The organism is Mesoterricola silvestris (assembly GCF_030295405.1).
Lineage (GTDB): Bacteria > Acidobacteriota > Holophagae > Holophagales > Holophagaceae > Mesoterricola > Mesoterricola silvestris.
On record NZ_AP027080.1, the window covers coordinates 1,917,615 to 1,936,543 of the forward strand.

Annotated in this window: 20 protein-coding genes; 16 read left to right on the forward strand and 4 right to left on the reverse strand. The window is 67.7% G+C overall.

Annotated features, from left to right (window positions below; all coding sequences use genetic code 11):
- The first annotated feature begins 82 nt into the window (after nt 1-82).
- From R2J76_RS08280 to R2J76_RS08295, 4 genes are all read left to right on the forward strand, one after another.
- A complete protein-coding gene (locus tag R2J76_RS08280; protein ID WP_316415364.1) occupies nt 83-1,612 on the forward strand; it encodes an amino acid permease in 1,530 nt (509 codons plus the stop codon).
- A complete protein-coding gene (locus R2J76_RS08285) occupies nt 1,596-2,273 on the forward strand; it encodes a ComF family protein (RefSeq protein WP_316415365.1) in 678 nt (225 codons plus the stop codon). The genes R2J76_RS08280 and R2J76_RS08285 overlap by 17 nt, the downstream gene beginning before the upstream one ends.
- Nucleotides 2,274-2,687: 414 nt before the next feature.
- On the forward strand, nt 2,688-3,680 hold the full coding sequence (locus R2J76_RS08290; RefSeq protein WP_316415366.1) for a deoxyhypusine synthase family protein: 993 nt from the start codon (nt 2,688-2,690) through the stop codon (nt 3,678-3,680).
- A 102-nt stretch (nt 3,681-3,782) separates the two neighbouring features.
- Nucleotides 3,783-3,974 carry a hypothetical protein gene (locus tag R2J76_RS08295; RefSeq protein ID WP_316415367.1) on the forward strand — a complete coding sequence of 64 codons (192 nt, stop codon included), beginning with the start codon at nt 3,783-3,785 and terminating at the stop codon, nt 3,972-3,974.
- A 171-nt stretch (nt 3,975-4,145) separates the two neighbouring features.
- Here R2J76_RS08295 and R2J76_RS08300 read toward each other — a convergent pair whose 3' ends face one another.
- Together R2J76_RS08300 and gatA are read right to left on the reverse strand one after the other, a co-directional pair.
- Complete coding sequence (locus R2J76_RS08300; protein WP_316415368.1) at nt 4,146-5,408, reverse strand: dihydrolipoamide acetyltransferase family protein; 1,263 nt, start codon at nt 5,406-5,408, stop codon at nt 4,146-4,148.
- 9 nt (nt 5,409-5,417) lie between these two features.
- Nucleotides 5,418-6,872 carry an Asp-tRNA(Asn)/Glu-tRNA(Gln) amidotransferase subunit GatA gene (gene gatA / locus R2J76_RS08305; RefSeq protein WP_316415369.1) on the reverse strand — a complete coding sequence of 485 codons (1,455 nt, stop codon included), beginning with the start codon at nt 6,870-6,872 and terminating at the stop codon, nt 5,418-5,420.
- A gap of 228 nt (nt 6,873-7,100) precedes the next feature.
- Between gatA and R2J76_RS08310 the strand changes: the two genes are divergently transcribed.
- The 7 genes from R2J76_RS08310 (at nt 7,101) to pilQ (ending at nt 13,613) form a co-directional block, all read left to right on the forward strand.
- A complete protein-coding gene (locus tag R2J76_RS08310; protein ID WP_316415370.1) occupies nt 7,101-7,844 on the forward strand; it encodes a J domain-containing protein in 744 nt (247 codons plus the stop codon).
- 2 nt (nt 7,845-7,846) lie between these two features.
- Complete coding sequence (locus R2J76_RS08315) at nt 7,847-8,620, forward strand: Stp1/IreP family PP2C-type Ser/Thr phosphatase (protein ID WP_316415371.1); 774 nt, start codon at nt 7,847-7,849, stop codon at nt 8,618-8,620.
- Nucleotides 8,621-8,690: 70 nt separating this feature from the next.
- Nucleotides 8,691-9,773, forward strand: a complete 1,083-nt coding sequence (gene pilM / locus R2J76_RS08320; protein ID WP_316415372.1) for a type IV pilus assembly protein PilM — start codon at nt 8,691-8,693, stop codon at nt 9,771-9,773.
- On the forward strand, nt 9,770-10,360 hold the full coding sequence (locus R2J76_RS08325) for a PilN domain-containing protein (protein ID WP_316415373.1): 591 nt from the start codon (nt 9,770-9,772) through the stop codon (nt 10,358-10,360). Before pilM ends, R2J76_RS08325 begins: the two co-directional genes overlap by 4 nt.
- 7 nt (nt 10,361-10,367) lie before the next feature.
- The gene (gene pilO, locus R2J76_RS08330; RefSeq protein WP_316415374.1) at nt 10,368-10,976 is read left to right on the forward strand and encodes a type IV pilus inner membrane component PilO; all 609 of its coding nucleotides are present in this window, start codon (nt 10,368-10,370) and stop codon (nt 10,974-10,976) included.
- Nucleotides 10,977-10,980: 4 nt separating this feature from the next.
- On the forward strand, nt 10,981-11,463 hold the full coding sequence (locus R2J76_RS08335; RefSeq protein WP_316415375.1) for a hypothetical protein: 483 nt from the start codon (nt 10,981-10,983) through the stop codon (nt 11,461-11,463).
- 128 nt (nt 11,464-11,591) lie between these two features.
- Entirely contained in the window at nt 11,592-13,613 is a 2,022-nt protein-coding gene (gene pilQ, locus R2J76_RS08340; protein ID WP_316415376.1) for a type IV pilus secretin PilQ, read from the forward strand.
- 501 nt (nt 13,614-14,114) lie between these two features.
- Here pilQ and R2J76_RS08345 read toward each other — a convergent pair.
- Both R2J76_RS08345 and R2J76_RS08350 read right to left on the reverse strand, forming a co-directional pair.
- Entirely contained in the window at nt 14,115-14,327 is a 213-nt protein-coding gene (locus R2J76_RS08345; protein ID WP_306601303.1) for a hypothetical protein, read from the reverse strand.
- Nucleotides 14,328-14,367: 40 nt separating this feature from the next.
- Nucleotides 14,368-14,562: a hypothetical protein gene (locus R2J76_RS08350; RefSeq protein WP_316415377.1), complete on the reverse strand. Its 195-nt coding sequence runs from the start codon at nt 14,560-14,562 to the stop codon at nt 14,368-14,370.
- 256 nt (nt 14,563-14,818) lie between these two features.
- Here R2J76_RS08350 and R2J76_RS08355 point away from each other — a divergent pair, with 256 nt between their 5' ends.
- Genes R2J76_RS08355 through R2J76_RS08375 form a run of 5 tightly spaced genes read left to right on the forward strand, consistent with a single transcriptional unit; the run spans nt 14,819 to nt 18,656 of the window.
- Nucleotides 14,819-15,649 (forward strand): PP2C family protein-serine/threonine phosphatase, encoded by an 831-nt coding sequence (locus R2J76_RS08355; RefSeq protein ID WP_316415378.1) that lies wholly within the window; start codon nt 14,819-14,821, stop codon nt 15,647-15,649.
- Complete coding sequence (gene rdgC / locus R2J76_RS08360; RefSeq protein WP_316415380.1) at nt 15,646-16,257, forward strand: recombination-associated protein RdgC; 612 nt, start codon at nt 15,646-15,648, stop codon at nt 16,255-16,257. Before R2J76_RS08355 ends, rdgC begins: the two co-directional genes overlap by 4 nt.
- Entirely contained in the window at nt 16,254-16,796 is a 543-nt protein-coding gene (locus tag R2J76_RS08365) for a hypothetical protein (RefSeq protein WP_316415381.1), read from the forward strand. The genes rdgC and R2J76_RS08365 overlap by 4 nt, the downstream gene beginning before the upstream one ends.
- Nucleotides 16,784-18,442, forward strand: a complete 1,659-nt coding sequence (locus R2J76_RS08370) for an N-acetylmuramoyl-L-alanine amidase family protein (protein ID WP_316415383.1) — start codon at nt 16,784-16,786, stop codon at nt 18,440-18,442. Before R2J76_RS08365 ends, R2J76_RS08370 begins: the two co-directional genes overlap by 13 nt.
- A 1-nt stretch (nt 18,443) precedes the next feature.
- Nucleotides 18,444-18,656, forward strand: coding sequence for a hypothetical protein (locus tag R2J76_RS08375; protein WP_316415384.1), 213 nt, complete (start codon nt 18,444-18,446; stop codon nt 18,654-18,656).
- The last annotated feature ends 273 nt before the right edge of the window (nt 18,657-18,929 follow it).

Here is an 18,929-nt window from a genome sequence, read left to right on the forward strand (position 1 = left end):
GGCGTCATGAACATGGAGGATCAGGACCGGCGGGGAAGGGGTTTCCCTGCCTCCAGGGTGCTTTCCCATTCGGAGGTGGTCCATGGATTCCAGTTTGCCGGCGGGCGTCCGCCGCTCCCGCCTTTTCTTCCGCAAGCCCCTGGCGGCGCTCCTGGAGGAGGCCCGCGGGGAGAACCGGCTCCGGCGGATCCTGGGCCCGGTGCACCTCACGGCCCTGGGCATCGGCGCCGTCATCGGGGCGGGCATCTTCGTGGCCACCGGGGCCGCGGCGCGCAACGTGGCGGGCCCGGCCCTGATGCTCTCCTACGCCGTGGCGGCGGTGACCTGCGTGTTCGCCGCGCTGTGCTACGCGGAGTTCGCGGCCATGGTGCCGGTGGCGGGATCGGCCTACACCTATGCCTACGCGACCCTCGGGGAGCTCTTCGCGTGGATCATCGGGTGGGACCTGATCCTGGAGTACGGCGTGGCCAGCGCCGCGGTGGCCACGGGATGGTCGGCCTACGCCCAGGGGCTCCTGGCCAAGGCCGGCCTGGTCCTGCCCGCGGCCCTGGTGTCCTCCCCCTGGCGCTACGACCCCGCGGCGGGAAGCCTCGTGGGGACCGGGGCCCTGGTCAACCTGCCGGCGGCGCTGGTGGTGGGGGCGGTCACCTACGTCCTGGTGCGGGGCATCCAGGAGACCTCGCGCCTGAACACCGTGATGGTGGCCGTGAAGGTGGCGGCGGTCCTCTTCGTCATCGCCGCGGGCCTGTTCTTCGTGAGCTCCGCCAACTGGCGGCCCTTCGCCCCGTACGGGTGGACCGGCCTGTGCTTTTTCGGCCACACCGTGGCCGGCCAGGTGGATCCGGGGGGCAAGCCCGTGGGGATGCTGGCGGGCGCCGCCATCATCTTCTTCGCCTACATCGGGTTCGACGCGGTGTCCACCCACACCGAGGAGGCCCGGAATCCCCAGCGGGACGTGCCGGTGGGCATCGTGACGTCCCTGGCCGTGTGCAGCATCCTGTACGTCGCCATGGTGGCGGTGCTCACGGGCATGGTGCGCTTCGACCAGCTGGACATCAGCGCCCCCGTGTCCCTGGCCTTCAAGGCCCGGGGCCAGGGCTGGGCCGAGGGGCTCGTGGCGGTGGCGGGGGTGGCCGGCATCACGTCGGTGCTCCTGGTGATGATGCTCAGCGGGCCCCGGGTCTTCCTGGCCATGGCCCGGGACGGGCTGCTGCCCAGGAAGGTGTTCGGCGTGGTGCATCCGCGGTACCGCACGCCCTGGAAGTCCACGATCCTCACCGGGGCCTGCGTGGCCGTGATGGCCGGGCTCCTGCCCATCGACGTGCTCCTCCACCTCACCAACATCGGAACGCTCCTGGCCTTCGTCATCGTGTGCTCGGCGGTGCTGATCATGCGCCGCACCCACCCGGGCGCCGAGCGCCCCTTCCGGTGCCCCTGGGTGCCGGCGGTGCCCATCCTGGGCATCCTCTCCTGCCTGCTCCTCATGTTCTCCCTGCCCGTGGCCAACTGGTACCGGCTAGGCATCTGGCTGGCGCTGGGGATCCTTGTGTACTTCGGGTACGGACGCCGCCACAGCGTCCTGGGGAGGGCCTCCGGTGCGGACCCCGCTTGAGGTCATCCCCTGCCGGGGCTGCCTGGGCCCCGTGGACGGCCAGGCCCAGGCCGGCCTGTGCGGGCGCTGCTGGAGCCTGCTGACGCCCCTGCCGGAGGAGCGGTGCCCCCTGTGCGCCCTGGGCCACGGATGGGCCGACCCCTGTCCCGACCCCGTGGCCTGGTCCTCCGGGGATGCCCTGTGGGACTACCACGGCGGGTTGGGGGCTCTCCTGGTGCCCTCCATCAAGCGGGGGGAACTGGGGTGGATGGACGCCCTCCTGGAGCGGGCGGCCCGGGCGCCCCTTCCGCCCTGGACCGCGGAGGCCACCCTGGTGTGCAGCGCGCCCACCGCCCGGCTCCGGCGCTGGTACCGGGGGTTCGACCTGGCCGAACGGGCCGCCCTGACCTTCGCGGCCCGCCTGGGCACCGCCTTCGGGGCCGTCCTTCGCAAGCCCCTGTACACCCGCGCCCAGGCCAGCCTGCCCCAGGGGAGGAGGCGGCGCATGGGGCCCCACGTGACCCTCGTTCCCGGCCGGGCCGTGGAGGGGGAGGCCGTGCTCCTGGTGGACGACGTGTGGACCACCGGCACGACCCTGCTCCGGTCCGCCCAGGCCCTGGGGGCGGCCGGGGCCCGGGACGTGGCGGTGCTGGCCCTCTTCCGTGCGGGCAAGAGGGGCTAGAAGCCCGGCTACGTAATCGTACGTGTCTCAGACGTTCGCCCTGTTTCGTCATCGCCGGCCAAGCCGACGTTGAATGGTTTGCACCGCCCACAATCTTTTGAAGTCAGCTCAAGCCCAGACCTGCCGAAGGCCCGGTTCGAGACGAGGTCGCCTTCCCTAATCAGCGTTGGCGCCGTCCAATGCCCTCCTCGCAGCACTCGAAGTGAGGCCCCAAGGTGGGTCGGGGCCAATGCGTGAAACACAGGCCCAACCATGGGGCGAGAGCCTTCCGTTGCTGCGGGCTTGGCCCGCAGCAACGAACCGGGGCGAACGTCCGGGACACGTGCGATTACGTAGCCGGGCCCCTAGCCGTGGTATCCTTCGCAACGGCCCCCGGGAACCTTGGGGGGCGTATGCCTTTGAATGGAGTCGACCATGCCGAGCAGCGCCGCGTTCACCCCGGGCCCCGTGGGTTCGTTCATCAAGCACCATTTCCGCCACTTCAACGCGGCGGCCATGGTCGACGCGGCCGAGGGGTACCGCACCCACCTCCTGGAGGGCGGCAAGATGATGGTGAGCCTCGCCGGGGCCATGAGCACGGCCGAACTGGGCCTGAGCCTCGCGGAAATGATCCGCCAGGACAAGGTCCATCTCATCACCTGCACCGGCGCCAACCTGGAGGAGGACATCTTCAACCTGGTGGCCCACGACTACTACGAGCGCGTGCCCAACTACCGCGACCTCACCCCCGCCGACGAGAAGGCCCTCCTGGACCGTCACATGAACCGGGTCACGGACACCTGCATCCCCGAGATGGAGGCCATGCGCCGCATCGAGAAGGCCATCCTCAAGGAGTGGATGGCCGCGGATGCCGCCGGCGAGCGCCGCTTCCCCCACGAGTTCCTGTACCGCCTCCTGCGCAGCGGCGTGCTGGAGCAGTACCACCAGATCGACACCAAGAACAGCTGGATGATCGCGGCCTGCGAGAAGAACCTGCCCATCGTCGTGCCCGGCTGGGAGGACAGCACCCTGGGCAACATGTTCGCCGCCGCCGTGATCCGGGGCGACGTGAAGAACGTCCACACGGTCCGCACCGGCATCGAGTACATGACCTGGCTCGCCCGCTTTTACCAGGAGATCACGAAGGATTGTTCCCTGGGCATGTTCCAGGTGGGCGGCGGCATCGCGGGGGACTTCCCGATCTGCGTGGTGCCCATGCTCCACCAGGACCTGGAACTGGAGGCCCCGCTCTGGGGCTATTTCTGCCAGATCAGCGATTCCACCACCAGCTACGGTTCCTACTCCGGCGCCGTGCCCAACGAGAAGATCACCTGGGGCAAGCTGGGGGCGGACACCCCCAAGTTCATCGTGGAGAGCGATGCCACCATCGTGGCGCCCCTGATGTTCGCCTATTTGCTTGGCTGGTAGCTTCTTCGCCGGGGGGGGCCGGCTAATTACGATCCCTGGGTCTTGTTCTCTTGATCCCCCCGTTTTCCTTGGATAGACTTGGGCTACCTTTTGGAGGTTCCAATGAAGCGTTCCATCCTCGCCATCGCCGTCGCCTTCTGCGCCGCCTCGTTCTCCTTCGCCACCGTCGCCATCCAGAAGGAAGCCAAGGCCAAGGATCCCAAGGTCACCTGCAAGTCCTGCCACACCGCCATGCCCTGCACCAAGACCAACCTCACCGATGAAGGCAAGAAGTGGATCCCCGCCAAGAAGTAGTGGCGAGCCCCCGCTGACGGAAAGCGCCCACCGCGAGGTGGGCGCTTTTCGTTAGCGGGCGCGCAGGAGGGTGGTGAGTCATCGTCCGTGTCCCGGACATTCGCCCCGGGTCGCTGGCGCAGCTTGCCTGCGCCAGCGACCCGGGGCGAATGTCCGGGACACGGGCGATTCCTAGGCGAGGCCGAAGTCCGAGGATTCCAGTTCCTTCTTGACGGCGGCCATGAAGAGGTCGGCGGTGGAGCCGTCGATGATGCGGTGGTCGAAGCTCAGGGCGCTGAACATCACTTCCCGGATGGCCAGGACGTCCTGGCCCAGGTCGTCGGTGACGACCACGGGGCGCTTCTTCACGGCGCCCATGCCCATGATGGCCACCTGGGGCTGGTTGATCACGGGCAGGCCGAAGGTGTCGCCGAAGACCCCGGGATTCGTGATCGTGAAGGTGCCCCCGGAGATCTCGTCGGGCTTGAGCTGCTTGGCGCGGGCCCGGCCGGCCAGGTCGTTGAGGGCCAGGGCCAGGCCGCCCAGGTTGAGCTGGTCGGCGTTCTTGACCACGGGGACGATGAGGCCCCAGTCCAGGGCCACGGCGATGCCCAGGTGCACGTCCTGCTTGTAGACGATGGAATCGCCGTCCACGCTGGCGTTGACTACGGGGTAGGCCCGGAGGGCCTTGGCCACGGCCATCATGGCGAAGGGCATGAAGCTGAGCTTGGTGCCGTACGAAGCCTCGAAGGCCTGCTTATGCCGGGCGCGCAGGCGCGACACGTTGGACATGTCGATCTCGAAGACCGTGTACACGTGGGCGCTGGTGTGCTTGGAAAGGACCATGTTGTCGCTGATGATCTTGCGCATGCGGGACATGGGCTCCACCCGGACGCGCTCGCCGGGGGCGAAGGCGGGGACGGCGGAGGCCGGGGCGGCCTTGGGGGCGGCCGGCGCGGCGGAGGCCGCAGGCTTGGCGGCCAGGTAGGCCTCCATGTCCTGCTTGGTGACCCGGCCCATCATGCCGGAACCGGGCACCGTGGCCAGGTCCACGCCGTGGTCCCCCGCCATGCGGCGGACCAGGGGACTGGACTTGGTGCGCAGGCGGCCTTCCAGGGTATCCCCGGCGGGGGCCGGGGGCAGGGCGGGAGCCGCCGCGGGGGCGGCGGGGGCCGGGGCCGGCGCGGCCTTCCCGGGAGCGGCGGCGGGCTTCTCCCCGGCCGCGCCGATGCGGGCCACCACGGTGCCCACGGGCACCGTGGCGTTCACGTCCACGAGGATCTCCAGGAGGGTTCCGGCGATGGGCGCGGGGATCTCGGCGTCCACCTTGTCGGTGGAGATCTCGTAGAGGGTCTCGTCCTTGCCGATGGCTTCCCCCGGCTGCCGGTGCCACTTCAGGATCGTAGCCTCGGCGATGGATTCCCCCATCTGGGGCATGACGACGTCGAATGCCATTGGGTGCTCCTAGCAATCGAGGCGGGGCGCCTCGGTGTGATGCTTCGTGATCTGCTGGTAGGCGTGGGCCAGTTCCAGCAGGGAAACGTCCGAAAGGGAGGGACCGATGAGCTGGAGGCCCACCGGCAGGCCGGACGCGAAGCCCGCCGGCATGGAAAGGGCGGGCAGGGCCGCCAGCGAGGGGGTGACGGTGAAGACGTCCGAGAGGTACATCGAAAGGGGATCGCCGGTCCGGTCGCCCAGGGGAAAGGCGGTGCCGGGGCACACGGGGGTGGCCAGGACGTCCACCTGCCCGAAGGCTTCGGTGAAATCGCGCAGGATGAGGGTCCGGGCCTTCTGGGCCTTCAGGTAGAAGGCCTCGTAGTAGCCGCGGGAGAGGCAGAAGGCCCCCAGGAGGATGCGGCGCTTGGCCTCCATCCCGAAGCCCTCGTCCCGGGTGGCGGCGACCATGGTGTCCAGGGTTTCCGAAGGGGTCCGGGCGCCGAACCTCACCCCGTCGAACCGGGCCAGGTTGCTGGACACCTCCGAGGTGGTGATGAGGTAGTAGGTGTCGATGGCGAAGCGGGTGTGGGGCAGGGAGACCTCCACCAGCTCGGCCCCCTCGGCCTCCAGGGCGCGCAGGGCGGCCTCCAGGACCCCCCGGACCCCCTCTTCGATGCCTTCGCCGAAGCACTCCCGGGGAAGGCCGATGCGCAGGCCCTTGAGGGCGCGGGGCCGCAGCTCCGCGAGGCGCTCCCGCCCGGGCAGGTCCACGCTGGTGGCGTCAAGGGGATCGGAGCCGGCCATGACGGAGAGGGCCGCGGCGAGGTCCCGGGCCGAGGCGGCCACGGGCCCCACGATGTCCAGGGAGGAGGCCATGGCCGTGACCCCGTACCGGCTCAGGGCGCCATAGGTGGGGCGCAGGGCGGTGACGTTGCAGAAGCTTCCCGGCAGCCGAACGGAACCGCCCGTGTCGGTGCCCAGGGCCAGGGGGGCGTAGCCCGCGGCCACCGCCACCACCGAGCCCGAGGAGCTGCCCCCGGGCACCCGGGAGAGGTCCCAGGGATTGCGGGCGGGGCCCGAGGCGCTGTGCTCGCCGCTGGAGCCCATGGCGAACTCGTCCATGTTGGCCTTGGCCACCGGCACGGCCCCCGCCTCCAGGAGCCTGCGCACCACTGTGGCGTCGTAGGGGGCCCGGTAGCCCCGCTGGATGCGGGAGCCGTTGCCCACGGGGGCCCCCTTCCAGTTGAGGTTGTCCTTGAGCACCACGGGGATGCCCAGGACGGGCGAGCGCTCTCCCCGGGCCAGGCGGGCGTCGGCGTCCCGGGCCGCGGCGAGGGTGCGCGCGCGGTCCAGGGAGGCGGTGGCATTGAGCCGGGGCTCGAGGCGGGCCATGCGGTCCAGGGAGCGCAGGGCCAGGAACTCGGCGGACAGATCCCCCGCTTCCAGCCCCTCCCTCAGATCTGCCAACGAACCCGGACCCATGCCCAACTCCTGCTCTGCTTCGAGTGTGCCACCAAAATCGATATTGAGATAGATTCTCCAAGAGCGGCGCCGGGGGCCAAAGGTCCTTGCGGAACGGGAGAACCTTGGCGCGTTCCGCCCCGGACCGCGATTGTCCCCTATCTTTTTCCCAAGAGTCCTGGGTTAATATCACAGACACACCGGACACCGCAGAACCCCCGAGATGATCCTTCTCGCCATGGAACCGAGATGAACCCATACGAAGTGCTGGAAATTTCGCCTGGTGCCACGATCGAGGAGATCAAGGCCGCCTACCACCGGATGGCGAAAGTCTGGCACCCGGACCGGTTCACCGGCGAGGCCAAGGCCGACGCGGAGCGCCGCTTCCGCATGCTGGCCGAGGCCTTCAGCATGCTCAAGGACACCCCCAGCCGGGGCCCGGCCCCCGCCGCCGCGCCCCCGGAGCCCGCGCAGCCCCAGGCGCAGCCCGAGGCGGCGCCGATCCAGCTCGACGAGGGGCATGACCGGGCGGCGATCCCCAAGACCGCCGACGAGTGGTACAAGGACGCCCTGGGCGCCTTCGATGGCCGCGCCTTCGGACGTTCCCTGGCCCTGATCCTCTACGCCATCCGCCTGGACAACGAGCGCCCCGAGTTCCACGCCCTGCACGGCAAGGTCCTGGAGGCCACCGGAGGGGATGCCCGGGCCAAGGTGAAGGCGCTGGAGACCGCCATCAAGCTCAACGCGAAGGATGTCGATTCCATGATCCTCCTCGCCCAGACCTTCCAGGGCCTGGGGATGCAGGCCCGGGCCACCCGGCTCTGGGAATCCGTGCGAAACCTGGCCCCCGATCACGCGATCTTCAAACAGCCCGGCAAGCCCGCCGACAAGAAGGCCGTGGCCAAGGAACAGGTGGCGAGCCTGGGCGAACAGTGGGCCGAACTCGTCGCGGAAACGCGCATCAAGCTGGAAAAGCTATTCAAAAGGGGTTGAGCATGCGGGTGGTGGCAGCGGGACGGACGGAAGTCGGGTGCGTTCGCAAGCACAACGAGGACAATTTCCTCATGGAACCCGACCTCGGCCTTTTCGTGGTCGCCGATGGCCTGGGCGGCCATGCCGCGGGGGAGGTGGCCAGTCAGATCGTGGTGGAGAAGATCGGACAGTTCATCACCCACACGGTGGAGCGGGACCGGACCTGGCCGGTGGAGTACGACACCGCCCTGCCGTACGACGGCAACCGGCTCAAGGCGGCCCTCCTCCTGGCCGACCAGAGCATCCTGAACGATATCCGCGCCAACCCCGAGCGGGAATCCATGGGCTCCACGGTGGTGGCCTGCCTGGTCAACGGGGAGACCGTCACCCTCGTCCACGTGGGCGACAGCAGGGCCTACCTTCTGAACGCCGAAGGGATCCAGCAGGTCACCCGGGATCATTCCTGGGTGGCGGAGCAGGTGGCCAACGGGATCCTGACCCCCGACGAGGCCCGCCGCCACCCCTTCCGCAACGTCATCACCCAGGCCCTGGGCAATGGCGGAGAACTCGATATTTCGGTCAGGGAAATCCAGGCCAAGGAATTGGACCGGATTTTGCTTTGCTCCGATGGACTGTCAGGAATGATTCAAGATCAGGAAATCTGGGAAATAGTCCAGAGTGCCCCGGACATGGATGAGGCTGCAGGTCGATTGATCGCCAAAGCCATGGGCAATGGGGGGGAAGACAACATCACCGTCGTCATCATCGCGTTCGATCCGGATAAAAATGTCTGCTAGCAACATTCGGTTGACCGGGAAGATATAAGGGTTAAACTGAACCGCCTAATCAACTAAAGCGAGGCTCCAAGTGGGTCTTTTCGGTGGCAAAAAAAACCAGCTCGTGGGCCTGGACATTGGTTCCAGTTCCGTAAAGGTCTGTGAACTGCAGGTGCTAGGCAAAGGCGGGAGCCAGCGTTACCGGCTCCAGAAACTTGGCATAGCCCCGCTCCCCTTCGACGCGATCGTCGACGGGGACATCATGGACAGCAACGCGGTGGCCGCGGCCATACGCCAGGTGCTCGCGGAGCAGAAGATCAAGGCCAGGGACGTGGCCATTTCCGTGGCGGGCCAGCAGGTGATGGTCAAAAAAGTGACCTTCCCGCTCATGAGCCCCACGGAGCTGGCGGAGTCGGTGCGGTGGGAGGCCGAGAGCTTCTTCCCGGCCGGCCAGGGCCTCGACGCCTACGCCCTGGACTTCGCGGTCCTGGAGGAGCGCCCCTCCGAAGGCAACATGGACGTGGTCCTGGTGGCCTGCCGCAAGGACAAGATCGAGTCCTACATCGGCTGCGTGGCCATGGCCGGCGCCCGTTCGGTCCTCGTGGACGTGGACGTGTTCGCCATCCAGAACGCCTACGAGATCAATTCGCCCCCGGGCGGGCGGGACGAGGTGGTCGCCCTGGTGAACATCGGGGCCCAGTTCACGAACCTGACCATGCTGGTCGGTCGCAAGTCGCTCTTCTGGCGGGACATCGCCTGGGGTGGCCACCGGTTTACCGACAAGCTCATGGAGGACTGGGGCGTGAGCCGCGAGGCCGCCGAACTGCTCAAGGAAGGCCAGGCCGCCGAGGGCCGCACGCCCGAAGAGGTGGAACCCTCCCTTTCCTCCGTTTCCGACGGCTTCGCCGACGAACTGGGCCGCACCATCGATTTCTTCCGCTCCAGCTTCAAGGTGGACCGCCTCGACCGGGTCCTCCTCTGCGGCGGCAGCGCCAAGGTGGACAAGCTCCCCGAGATCCTGGGGGATCGTCTGAGGGTTTCCGTGGATCGCCTGAATCCGTTCCAGCTCCTCGAAATGGATGAGCGGAGTCTCGATCCTGCCGTGGTCAATGGAGTCGGCTGCACGGCCGCTGTCGCGGTCGGATTGGCCTTGCGCCAAGTGGGGGACCGATGATCAAGATCAACCTTCTGGGAGACACGCTCGCCCAGGTGGGTGGGAAGAAGGCCGAAAAGGCCGAGGCCGTGCCCGTCTACGCGGACTCCGCGGCTACCGGACGGCCGAGTCTTCCCATCGCAGGGGTGCTTTTCGGTCTGGTCATCGCCTCGGCGGGCGGCATCTACTACGTCATGCTGAATTCCCAGATCGAGCGCGAGCAGCGGACCAAGGTCGAACTGCTGGCCAAGAAGAAGGAGCTCGAAAAATACATGGATCTTGAACGCAAGTTCAGGACCCAGAAGGAGATGCTCCAGAAGAAAAAGGAAGTGATGATGGGGCTCAAGTCCTTCCAGCACCTTCCGGTGCATTTCCTGGAGGAACTGGCCAATGCGCTCCCCGACGACGTGTGGTTCCGGGAGATCAACCAGAAGGGACTGAGCATCAGCATAAGGGGCGAGAGTTCCAGCTTCGAGGCCGTGAACCAGTTCCGCAATCGCCTGGTGGAGCAGACCAAGTGGTTCAAGAACGTGAACTATCCGGCCGCCAACAAGAACGGGCGCACCGTCGAATTCACCATCTCCTGTGATTTGAAGAATTCGGCCTGAGGTAGCTATGAACTCGCAACTTCAGAAACAACTGCTGATCGGTGGCCTGGCTGGCCTGATGCTGGCCATCCTCATCGTCTTCTTCCTGGGCGGCAAACGCGACGAGCTCGCGGGCCTGAAGGTCGTGAACCAGGGCCTCCAGGCGGACGTCGCCAAGGGCTACGCCCTCAAGGCCAACTACGAGAAGCTCAAGGCCGAGGTGGTGGAGCAGGAGAAGGTGATCGACGAGCTGATCAAGATCATGCCCACCGACGCCGACCGCGGCGAGCTCCCCTACCGCGTCAAGAAACTGGCGGACACCGCCGGGATCGAACAGGTGTCCTTCACGCTCATGGCGCCCGTGGCCAAGGACTACTACACGGAGTATCCCGTGCAGTTCACGTTCCGCGCCGGCTACCACACGCTGGGCCAGTTCGCCTCCCTCATTTCCGGCTACGAGAAGATCATCAACCTCAGCGAAATGGCCCTGAAGCGGGAGACCAAAGGAACCCTGTATCCCGTTTCGGTCACCTGCAAGGTCAGCGCCTTCGTATACAACCCGGCGCCGCCTCCGCCTCCGGCGGGCACGCCGGCCAAACCGGCCCCCGCGCCGGCCAAGAAAGAATCGGGAGACTGAGACCATGGCACGGATCGCATACATCCTCCCCGCCCTGGCGCTCGGCCTTCAGCTCTTCGCCCAGGGCACCCCCGCCAAGGAAGGCGCCAAGCCCCACGCGGAATCCGTGGCGACGCCGGCCCTTTCCGCCAACCAGGGGATCAATCCCGACGAGCTGATCGCCGTCCGCGCGACCCCCTACAGGCCCACCCTGCAGCGGGACCCCTTCTCCGCCCCCACCGATGCGGAGCAGACCAACAAGGGGGACCTGGTGGATGACATCGGCGTCAAAGGAATGGTGGTTTCCAACGGCAAGGTCTTGGCCGTGGTCACCGATGCCCGCGGGAACGTCCGTTCCCTGCCCATCGGGTATCGGTTCCGGGACGGTGAACTGGTCGCCATCAACGACAAGTCCGTCACGTTCCATCAGTGGGATGCCAGCAGCACTAACACCAAAATCTTCCGAACCGTCGTCAAGACGTTCAAACGCGAGGAGGGTAAACGATGAATGCTCGCCTGAGTTCCTTGCTGGTCGCAGGGGGCGTGGTACTGGCGGGGATCCAATCCGGATCTCTCAACGGAGCCCTCCCTGATGCCGGCGCCAACGCCGCCACCGCAACGCTCGTGGGGGCTGCCATGCAGCCCGGCGCCATCCAGGTGCTGAAACTCAGCATCCCCGGCTTCACGGGCGTTCCCCGCCTGCAGGTGCTGCCCAAGCCCTCCCGGGTCGTGGTGGACCTCCCGGGGGTGAACCGCGGGGACAAGGTCTCCAGGAAGGATCTGCTGGGGCTTACCTGCCCGCAGATCCTCCGCTCCCGCCTGGCGCAGTTCGCGACGGCGCCCCAGCCCGTCACCCGCATCGTCCTCGAAGTGGTGCCCGGGACCCAGGCCACGGTGACCAGCGACGGCACCGGGGTGAGCATCGCCCTGGATGCCGGTCAGGGCGCGGTGCGCGCCCAGATGGGGACCCAGGTGGCTCCGGCGCCCGCCGTTCCCGCGCCGCCCATGGAATCCGAAACCGTGGCCTCCAGCCTCGCCGCGCTCCCCCAGACCCCCGTCCTGCCCGAGCGCGCGGCCATGACGCCCGTGCCCCAGCCCGGTCTTCCCACGGCCGCCCCCGCGCCCGTGGAGCGCGCCCCGTACGTGGTGAAGGAGGAGACCCCCGCTCAGCCGGCGGCCCCCATCGTGATCAAGGAAGAGGCCCCCAAGGTCGCGGCCAAGGCCGAGCCCCTGGCCCCCGTTCCGGCCATCGGCGCGCCCTTCCAGGCCCTGCCGTCCCTGGCCGTGCAGTCCGTGCTGCCCACCGCCCTGGGCCAGGAAAAGGCCGCGCCGCACCGGGAGCAGTCCCGCAGCGGGCGCACCCTGGGCGACACCACCGGCCGCTACACCGGCGCCCGCATGACCATCGACGTCGTGGGCACCGACCTCACCAGCTTCCTGCGCATCATCGCCGACACGGCCCACCTGAACCTCATCGTGGACCAGGACGTGCAGGGCATCTACACCTTCAAGTTCACCGACACCCCCTGGGACCAGGTGCTGGACGTGATCCTCAAGCATGCCGGGCTGGGCAAGGAAGTGAGCAACGGCATCATCCGCGTGGCCAAGATCGAGAAGCTCCAGAAGGAAGAGGAGGATCGCAAGCGCCTGGACGACGCCAAGAGCCTCGCCGGGGACGTGCAGAGCATCACCCGGCCGCTCTCCTTCGCCAAGGCGGTGGAATCCAAGGCCATCCTGGACAAGATGCTCACCAAGCGCGGCAGCATCATCGTGGACGACCGCACCAACACCCTGATCATCACGGACCTGCCCCGGAACCTCCCCCTCCTGGACGATCTGATCGCCCAGCTGGACGTGCAGATCCAGCAGGTGCAGATCGAGGCCCGGGTGGTGGAGGCCTCCAAGAACTGGGAAAAGGACTTCGGGGTCAAGTGGCCCACGACCAACACCGGCAATGCGGCCATCACCAACTCGGCCGGCACCGCCGCCCCCTGGGGCAGCACCAACGGCACCTCCTGGAACAGCATAAACAACCTGGCCACCACGGGCAACGCCGCCACCGTGGCCTTCGCGCCCGGGGCCACCGGCGTCACGGACATCTCCAGCCCCGCCGGGGAATTCTGGGTCTCCTTCCTGAGCAACCGCATGAGCGTGAACGTCATTCTCCAGGCCCTGGAAAAGCAGGGCGTGGTCAAGATCGTCTCCTCGCCCAAGGTGGTCACCCAGAACAACAAGAAGGCCAAGGTCCTGTCCGGCGCCAAGATCCCCTATCCCGCGCAGCAGGCCGGCAACGCCAACGGCGCCATCGCCGTGCAGTTCGCCGATGCCAACCTGGAACTGGAGGTCACCCCCCAGATCACCAACGACGGCACCATCCTCATGGACGTGAAGGTCGAGAAGGCCGACGCGGACTTCGGGCAGCTGGTGGGCACCACGCCGACCATCACCCGCAAGGCCGTGGAGACCCAGGTGCTCGTGAAGGACGGCGGCACGGCCATCATGGGCGGCGTCTACAAGAACAACAATACCCAGCAGTCCACGGGCGTGCCCTTCCTCAAGGACCTGCCCCTCATCGGGTTCCTGTTCCGCAACAAGATCAACAAGGACAGCAACGACGAACTGCTGATCTTCATCACCCCGCGCATCCTCAAGAATTAGTAATCGCACGGGTCCCAGATTTTCGCCCCGGTTCGTTGTCGCCGGCGGGGCCGGCGACAACGAACTGCTCGCGTCGGGGGGTGTGAGGGCTGTGTTGCACCTTCTGGCCCCGGTCGGGATTGGAATCGCTTCGAGTCCTTCGGGGTGATTTGGGGGGCGCGCCGACGTTTTTTCGGTTCGCTCATCCGCCTGCACCATCGTCTCAAGTCAACGTCGGCGCGGGTCAAGCTGCTCCCGGATCCCTTGAAGCGTGCACCCAAGGGATAGGTCCTTCAGGGGAGCCCCATCGCTGTCACCTGGTCGGCCGCTCATCGGAGAAGGAATGCGGCAGCACTTCCCCCGGTCCCAGGGCGGGGGGCTTTCCGATGGCGCAGCTTGCCTGCGCCAGCGAACCGGGGCGAAGGTCCGGGACACGGACGAATCCTAGGCCACACTCCTGGCTTTCGGCCGATCCAAAGGAAAGGGGCCCGCGAGGGCCCCTTTCCTTTGGGTCGGCTCCGGTTACTTGCCGATGGGGAGGGTGCGCACGAGGCGCTTGCAGGTGTTGCAGAGAATGGTGTAGGTGTCGGGCTGTTCGAAGTGGTACTTGAAGCCGGGGCCTTCCATGGGGGCCTGGTCGACCTTTTCCAGGCGGCCGAAATGGTATTCGGCGATGCGAACGCTCTGGGGGACGGTGAGATCAGCGCCGCAATTGGGGCAGGAGATGGCAGCCATGCTTGCTCCTCGAGGGATGGTGAAGGGAAGGACGAAAATTCTACCTGATCAAAAGGTACCAGATGCCGTAGCCGGCGAGGCCGAGAAAAAGCAGGCCCGCCACGACCTGGAGGATCACTTTCCCGATTCTATAGGCAACCCAGAGCACCAGGACCAGGAGAATGACCGCGATGACCGTCTGGGTCGGGGTCATGGGAGGGAGGTGCTGGGAGGCGGCGGGGGCATGGGTGATCACGGGAGGCTCCTGGATTTCTGATTTACGTATGATGGGCGGTCAGGGGATATGATGGGGTTCCTGGTACCATGGAATCCTCCCCGCACCGGTTCTGCGCCCCGGATGTGACCACTTCGCCGTCTGCAGGAACATCCCCTTCATGCTCATCGATTATGCTGCCATCACCCACGTCGGAAGGGTGCGGAAAAACAACGAAGACGCCTATCTGGTCAGTGCCCTGGATGGGGATGAGCCTCTCGTGAACGGGCTGGGGCCCATGCCCAACACGTGCCACGCCGGCATCCTGGCCGCGGTGGCCGATGGCATGGGGGGGGCGGCCTCCGGCGAAATCGCCAGCCGGGAAGGGCTGGCGTCCGTGGCGGTGAACCTCTTCGGGCACTGGGGGCGGTTCCCGGCCCACCTGGCCAACGAGGCCGGGCTCCTGAAGGCCCTCAAGCGCGCCGTGGAGGGCGCCTCCAGCGCGGTGCTCAGCTACGCGGATTCGGAGCGCTCCAGCCGGGGCATGGGGTCCACCCTCACCGCCGCCGTCATCTGGAAGGGCCACGCGTACCTGGCCCAGGTGGGCGACAGCCGCGCCTACATCTATCGCAAGCCCGGCCTGGTGCAGATCACCGAGGACCAGACCCTGGTGCGGGAGATGATCAGCAACGGCACCATCACCGCCGACGAGGCCAAGACCCACCCCCAGCGCAGCATGATCACCCAGGCCCTGGGCGCGCCGGTGCCCATCCGGGCCGTGCTGAGCCGGGTGGCGCTGCGCCGCGGGGACCGCCTGCTGCTCTGCACCGACGGCCTGCACGGGGAGGTGCCGGACGAACACCTGGCCCTGCTGCTGTCCCGGGGGGACCCGGCCAGCGCCACCCTGGAGGCCATGGCCCAGGAGGCCCTTCTCCGGGGCGGCCGGGACAACCTCACGGGGCTGCTCCTCACCCTGGACGACCCGGGCCTGGCCATGCCCGACCTCCACGAACCCGTGCGCATCGTCGAGCCGCAGCTCTCCTCGGACCCGCTGCTGGCCAACGAGGACACCCATCCCAACCAGCCCATCATCAATCGTCTAGGCCGCCTTTTGCGGGGGAATACATGAGCCTGATCCAAGGAACCTTATCACTCAGGCGCTTCCTGGTGCTTGGGCCCGTGCCCTCCGAGCAGGAACTGCACGAGGGGCTCAAGGAGCATTCCTACCGCCCCTTCGAGGACGGGCTCGAGGAGGAGCGCATGGGCTGGTGCGACTGGCGCAACCTCCTCATCCTGCCCCCGGACCGGGACTGGGTGGTCCAGGAGCGCTTCGCCGTCTTCGGCCTGCGCATGGATTCCCGCAAGGTGCCCGGCGCCCTCCTGAAGGCCCAGGTGGACCTGCGGCTGCAGAACCTGCAGAAGGAGAAGGATCTGGCCTTCGTGGGCCGGGAGGCCCGCACCTCCCTGGCCGAGGAGGTGAAGGTGGAGCTGCTGCTCAAGGTGCTGCCCACCCCCAAGGTGGCCGAGGTGGCCTGGGACCTCAAGGGCGGCATGCTCTGGACCACCGCCTCCTCCTCCAAGACCCAGTCGGCCCTCTTCGAACTCTTCATGAAGTCCTTCGGACTCGAGCTGCAGCCCCTGGCGCCGCTGCTCCTCGCCGGGCGCATGCTGCCCGGCATCTCCGTGGACTCCCTCATGGCCCTCGATCCCCTCGATCTCACGCTGGAGCATGCATGAAACCCATGGAACTCATTGAACAGGGCCGGTTCCTCGGCGAGGAGTTCCTGCTCTGGCTCTGGATGCGCGGCCTCAAGGAGGGCGGCGTCAGCGGCCTGGACGGGGACCAATCCGCCTGCTTCGTGGACGACGCCATGCAGCTGGTCACGGAAAGCGGCGACGTGAAGGAGCTGAGCCTGCGCAAGGGCAATCCCGCGGAGAGCCGCGAGGCCTTCGAGGCCCTGAGCCGGGGCATGCGTCCCGCCAAGGCCAAGGTGCGCCTCCTCTCCGGCGACATGGAATGGACGTTCACGCTGGGGGCCGCGGGCCTGGAGATCAGCACCATGAAGCTGCCCCCCACCCAGGCCAAGGATCCCCAGGGCCGCATCGCCGACCGGCTCTTCCTGCTGGAGGAGGGCACCTCCCACCTGGAACGGCGCTTCCAGGCCTTCCTGGAGGCCCGGGCCCAGGATCCCGAGGCCATGGAGGAGAGCATGCGGGAGTGGGTGCGCGCATCCCTGGCCGGCGTCTCCGGCGAAGAAGTGCCATGGGAGGGCTGAGGGCGCTGGCCTTCGCCGCCGCGGCGGGCTTCGTGGCCCTGGCGGCCCCGGCCACGGCGGAGGTCAAGGCCAGGCTCCCCAAGGGCGGCGCGGCCCGCATCCGCCTCGTCTTCCGGCAGGGCGTGCTGGTGGAGGCCCCGAAGCTGCCCCGCAGGTTCCTGGCGGCCCCGGCCTCCGGCTGGGCCAGTTTCCAGGACCTCACGCCGGAGGGCAGGCTCTGGGCCCTCCACGCCCTGTTCCCCGAGGACCGGTGGTCGGCCTCGGAGGTGCGCCACAAGGTGCGCTGGCCCGAACTGGAATCGGTGTGGCTCATGTCCGCGCTCTTCGTGGGGCACGGCCAGCACTACGACAAGCTCCAGGCCGCCAACCCCGCCCGGCCCGAAAAGCTGAGGCTGGGTGACGTCTGGGTGATCCCCCGCACCCTCCTGGCCCGGGAGCTGGGAGGCCGGGGCCAGGCCAAGGTGGACCGCAGCCAGCCCGAGGACGGCCTGGACGACGAGGCCCGGGTCGCCGCCTACCGGGCCCTGCTCACCTTCGGCGAGGACGCCCAGGGCAAGTACGCCGCCTACCACCTGCGCAAGGGCGAGGCGCTCTACACGGCCGTCGTCATGCGCTACACGGACCAGGTGGACCCCAAGGGCGTCAACGACCTGGCCCTGGAGATCGCGCGGCGCAGCGGCATCGAGGACGTGCGGGCCATCCAGCCCGGGCAGCTCATCAAGATCCCCCAGACGCTCCTGGCCGATCCCTTCCAGGCCGAAGGGTCCGTGGCCCTGGCCGAGGAGCGGGAGGTCCGCGCCGAGGTGCGGCGCACCCCCGCCGTGGAGGCCGGACCCCGCCTCAAGGGCATCCGCATCGTCCTGGACGCCGGCCACGGCGGCGTGGACAAGGGGGCCGCGGCCAACGGCGCGTGGGAATCCGACTTCGTCTACGACATCGCCATGCGGGTGCGCAGGATCCTGGAGCAGGACACGGAGGCGGTGGTGTCCAGCACCATCCGCTACCCCAGCATCGGCTTCAAGGTCCGCGAGAGCATCGTCCGCCCCACCCACGACGCCGAGATCCTCACCACGCCGCCCTTCGCCAACGACGGCGAGAGCCCGAACGCCGTGAGCGTGCACCTGCGCTGGGTGCTGGCCAACGACCTCTTCGCGGCCTTCGCCCGCGCCGGCGACGCCCGCAAGACCCTCTTCATCAGCTTCCACGCCGACAGCCTCCACCCCTCGGCCCGGGGCACCATGGTCTACGTGCCCGGCGCCTCCGGCGTGCCCTCCAGCTTCGCCCTGGGCGACCGCCGCGCGGCCAGGGTCAAGGAGATGAAGGTGGGCGCCCGGGTCGCCTTCACCGCCAAGGAACGCCTCCAGTCCGAAGCCCGCAGCCGCCTCTTCGCGGAGGCCCTCCTGAAGACGCTGGGCCAGGACGATCTCCCCGTCCACGGAAACCGCCCCATCCGCAACGTCATCCAGCGCTCCGGCAAGAGCTTCGTCCCCGCCGTCATCCGCTACAGCGCCGCGGCCACCAAGGTGCTGGTGGAGGTGGCGAACCTCACCAACGAGGACGACGTGGAAAACCTCAAGGACCCCGCCTTCCGGGAGCGCTACGCCGAGGCCGTGGTGAACGCCGTGAAGGCCTATTACCGGAGCTGACGTGATCGTCTACGCGCGCATCAACAACATCGGGTGGGCGCACCTCTGGACCTCCCGCGAGGCCTACGAGGACGGCGAGGCCTCCGTGCACTTCTTCAATTCCCGGATTGATCCGCGGTGGCAGGAGCTGGTGCTCACCGAAGACCAGCGCACCCGGCTGGCGGCGGGGGAACTGGTGGAGATGGAGGACCCGGGGTACCTGGAAGGTTCCTAGGTTCCGACTCACCCGAACGATCCCTGCCGAAGCCAACCGATAGCCATCCCGGGAGGACTGCGGTCTGGCTCGTCGGCCGGGAACGGGCAGCGTTCGAGGGCTCATCCCCTTCATCCTGTTCATCCCATTTTCATCCCTGTTCCCGCAGGGCCAAAGCAGGGATGGGTCGGCGCACGCGGATCAACGACGCGCCGGCCCACTTCATCGCTGGCCCTGCGGGAACAGGGATGAAAAAGGGATGAACAGGATGAAGGGGATGAAAGAGGGGATCAG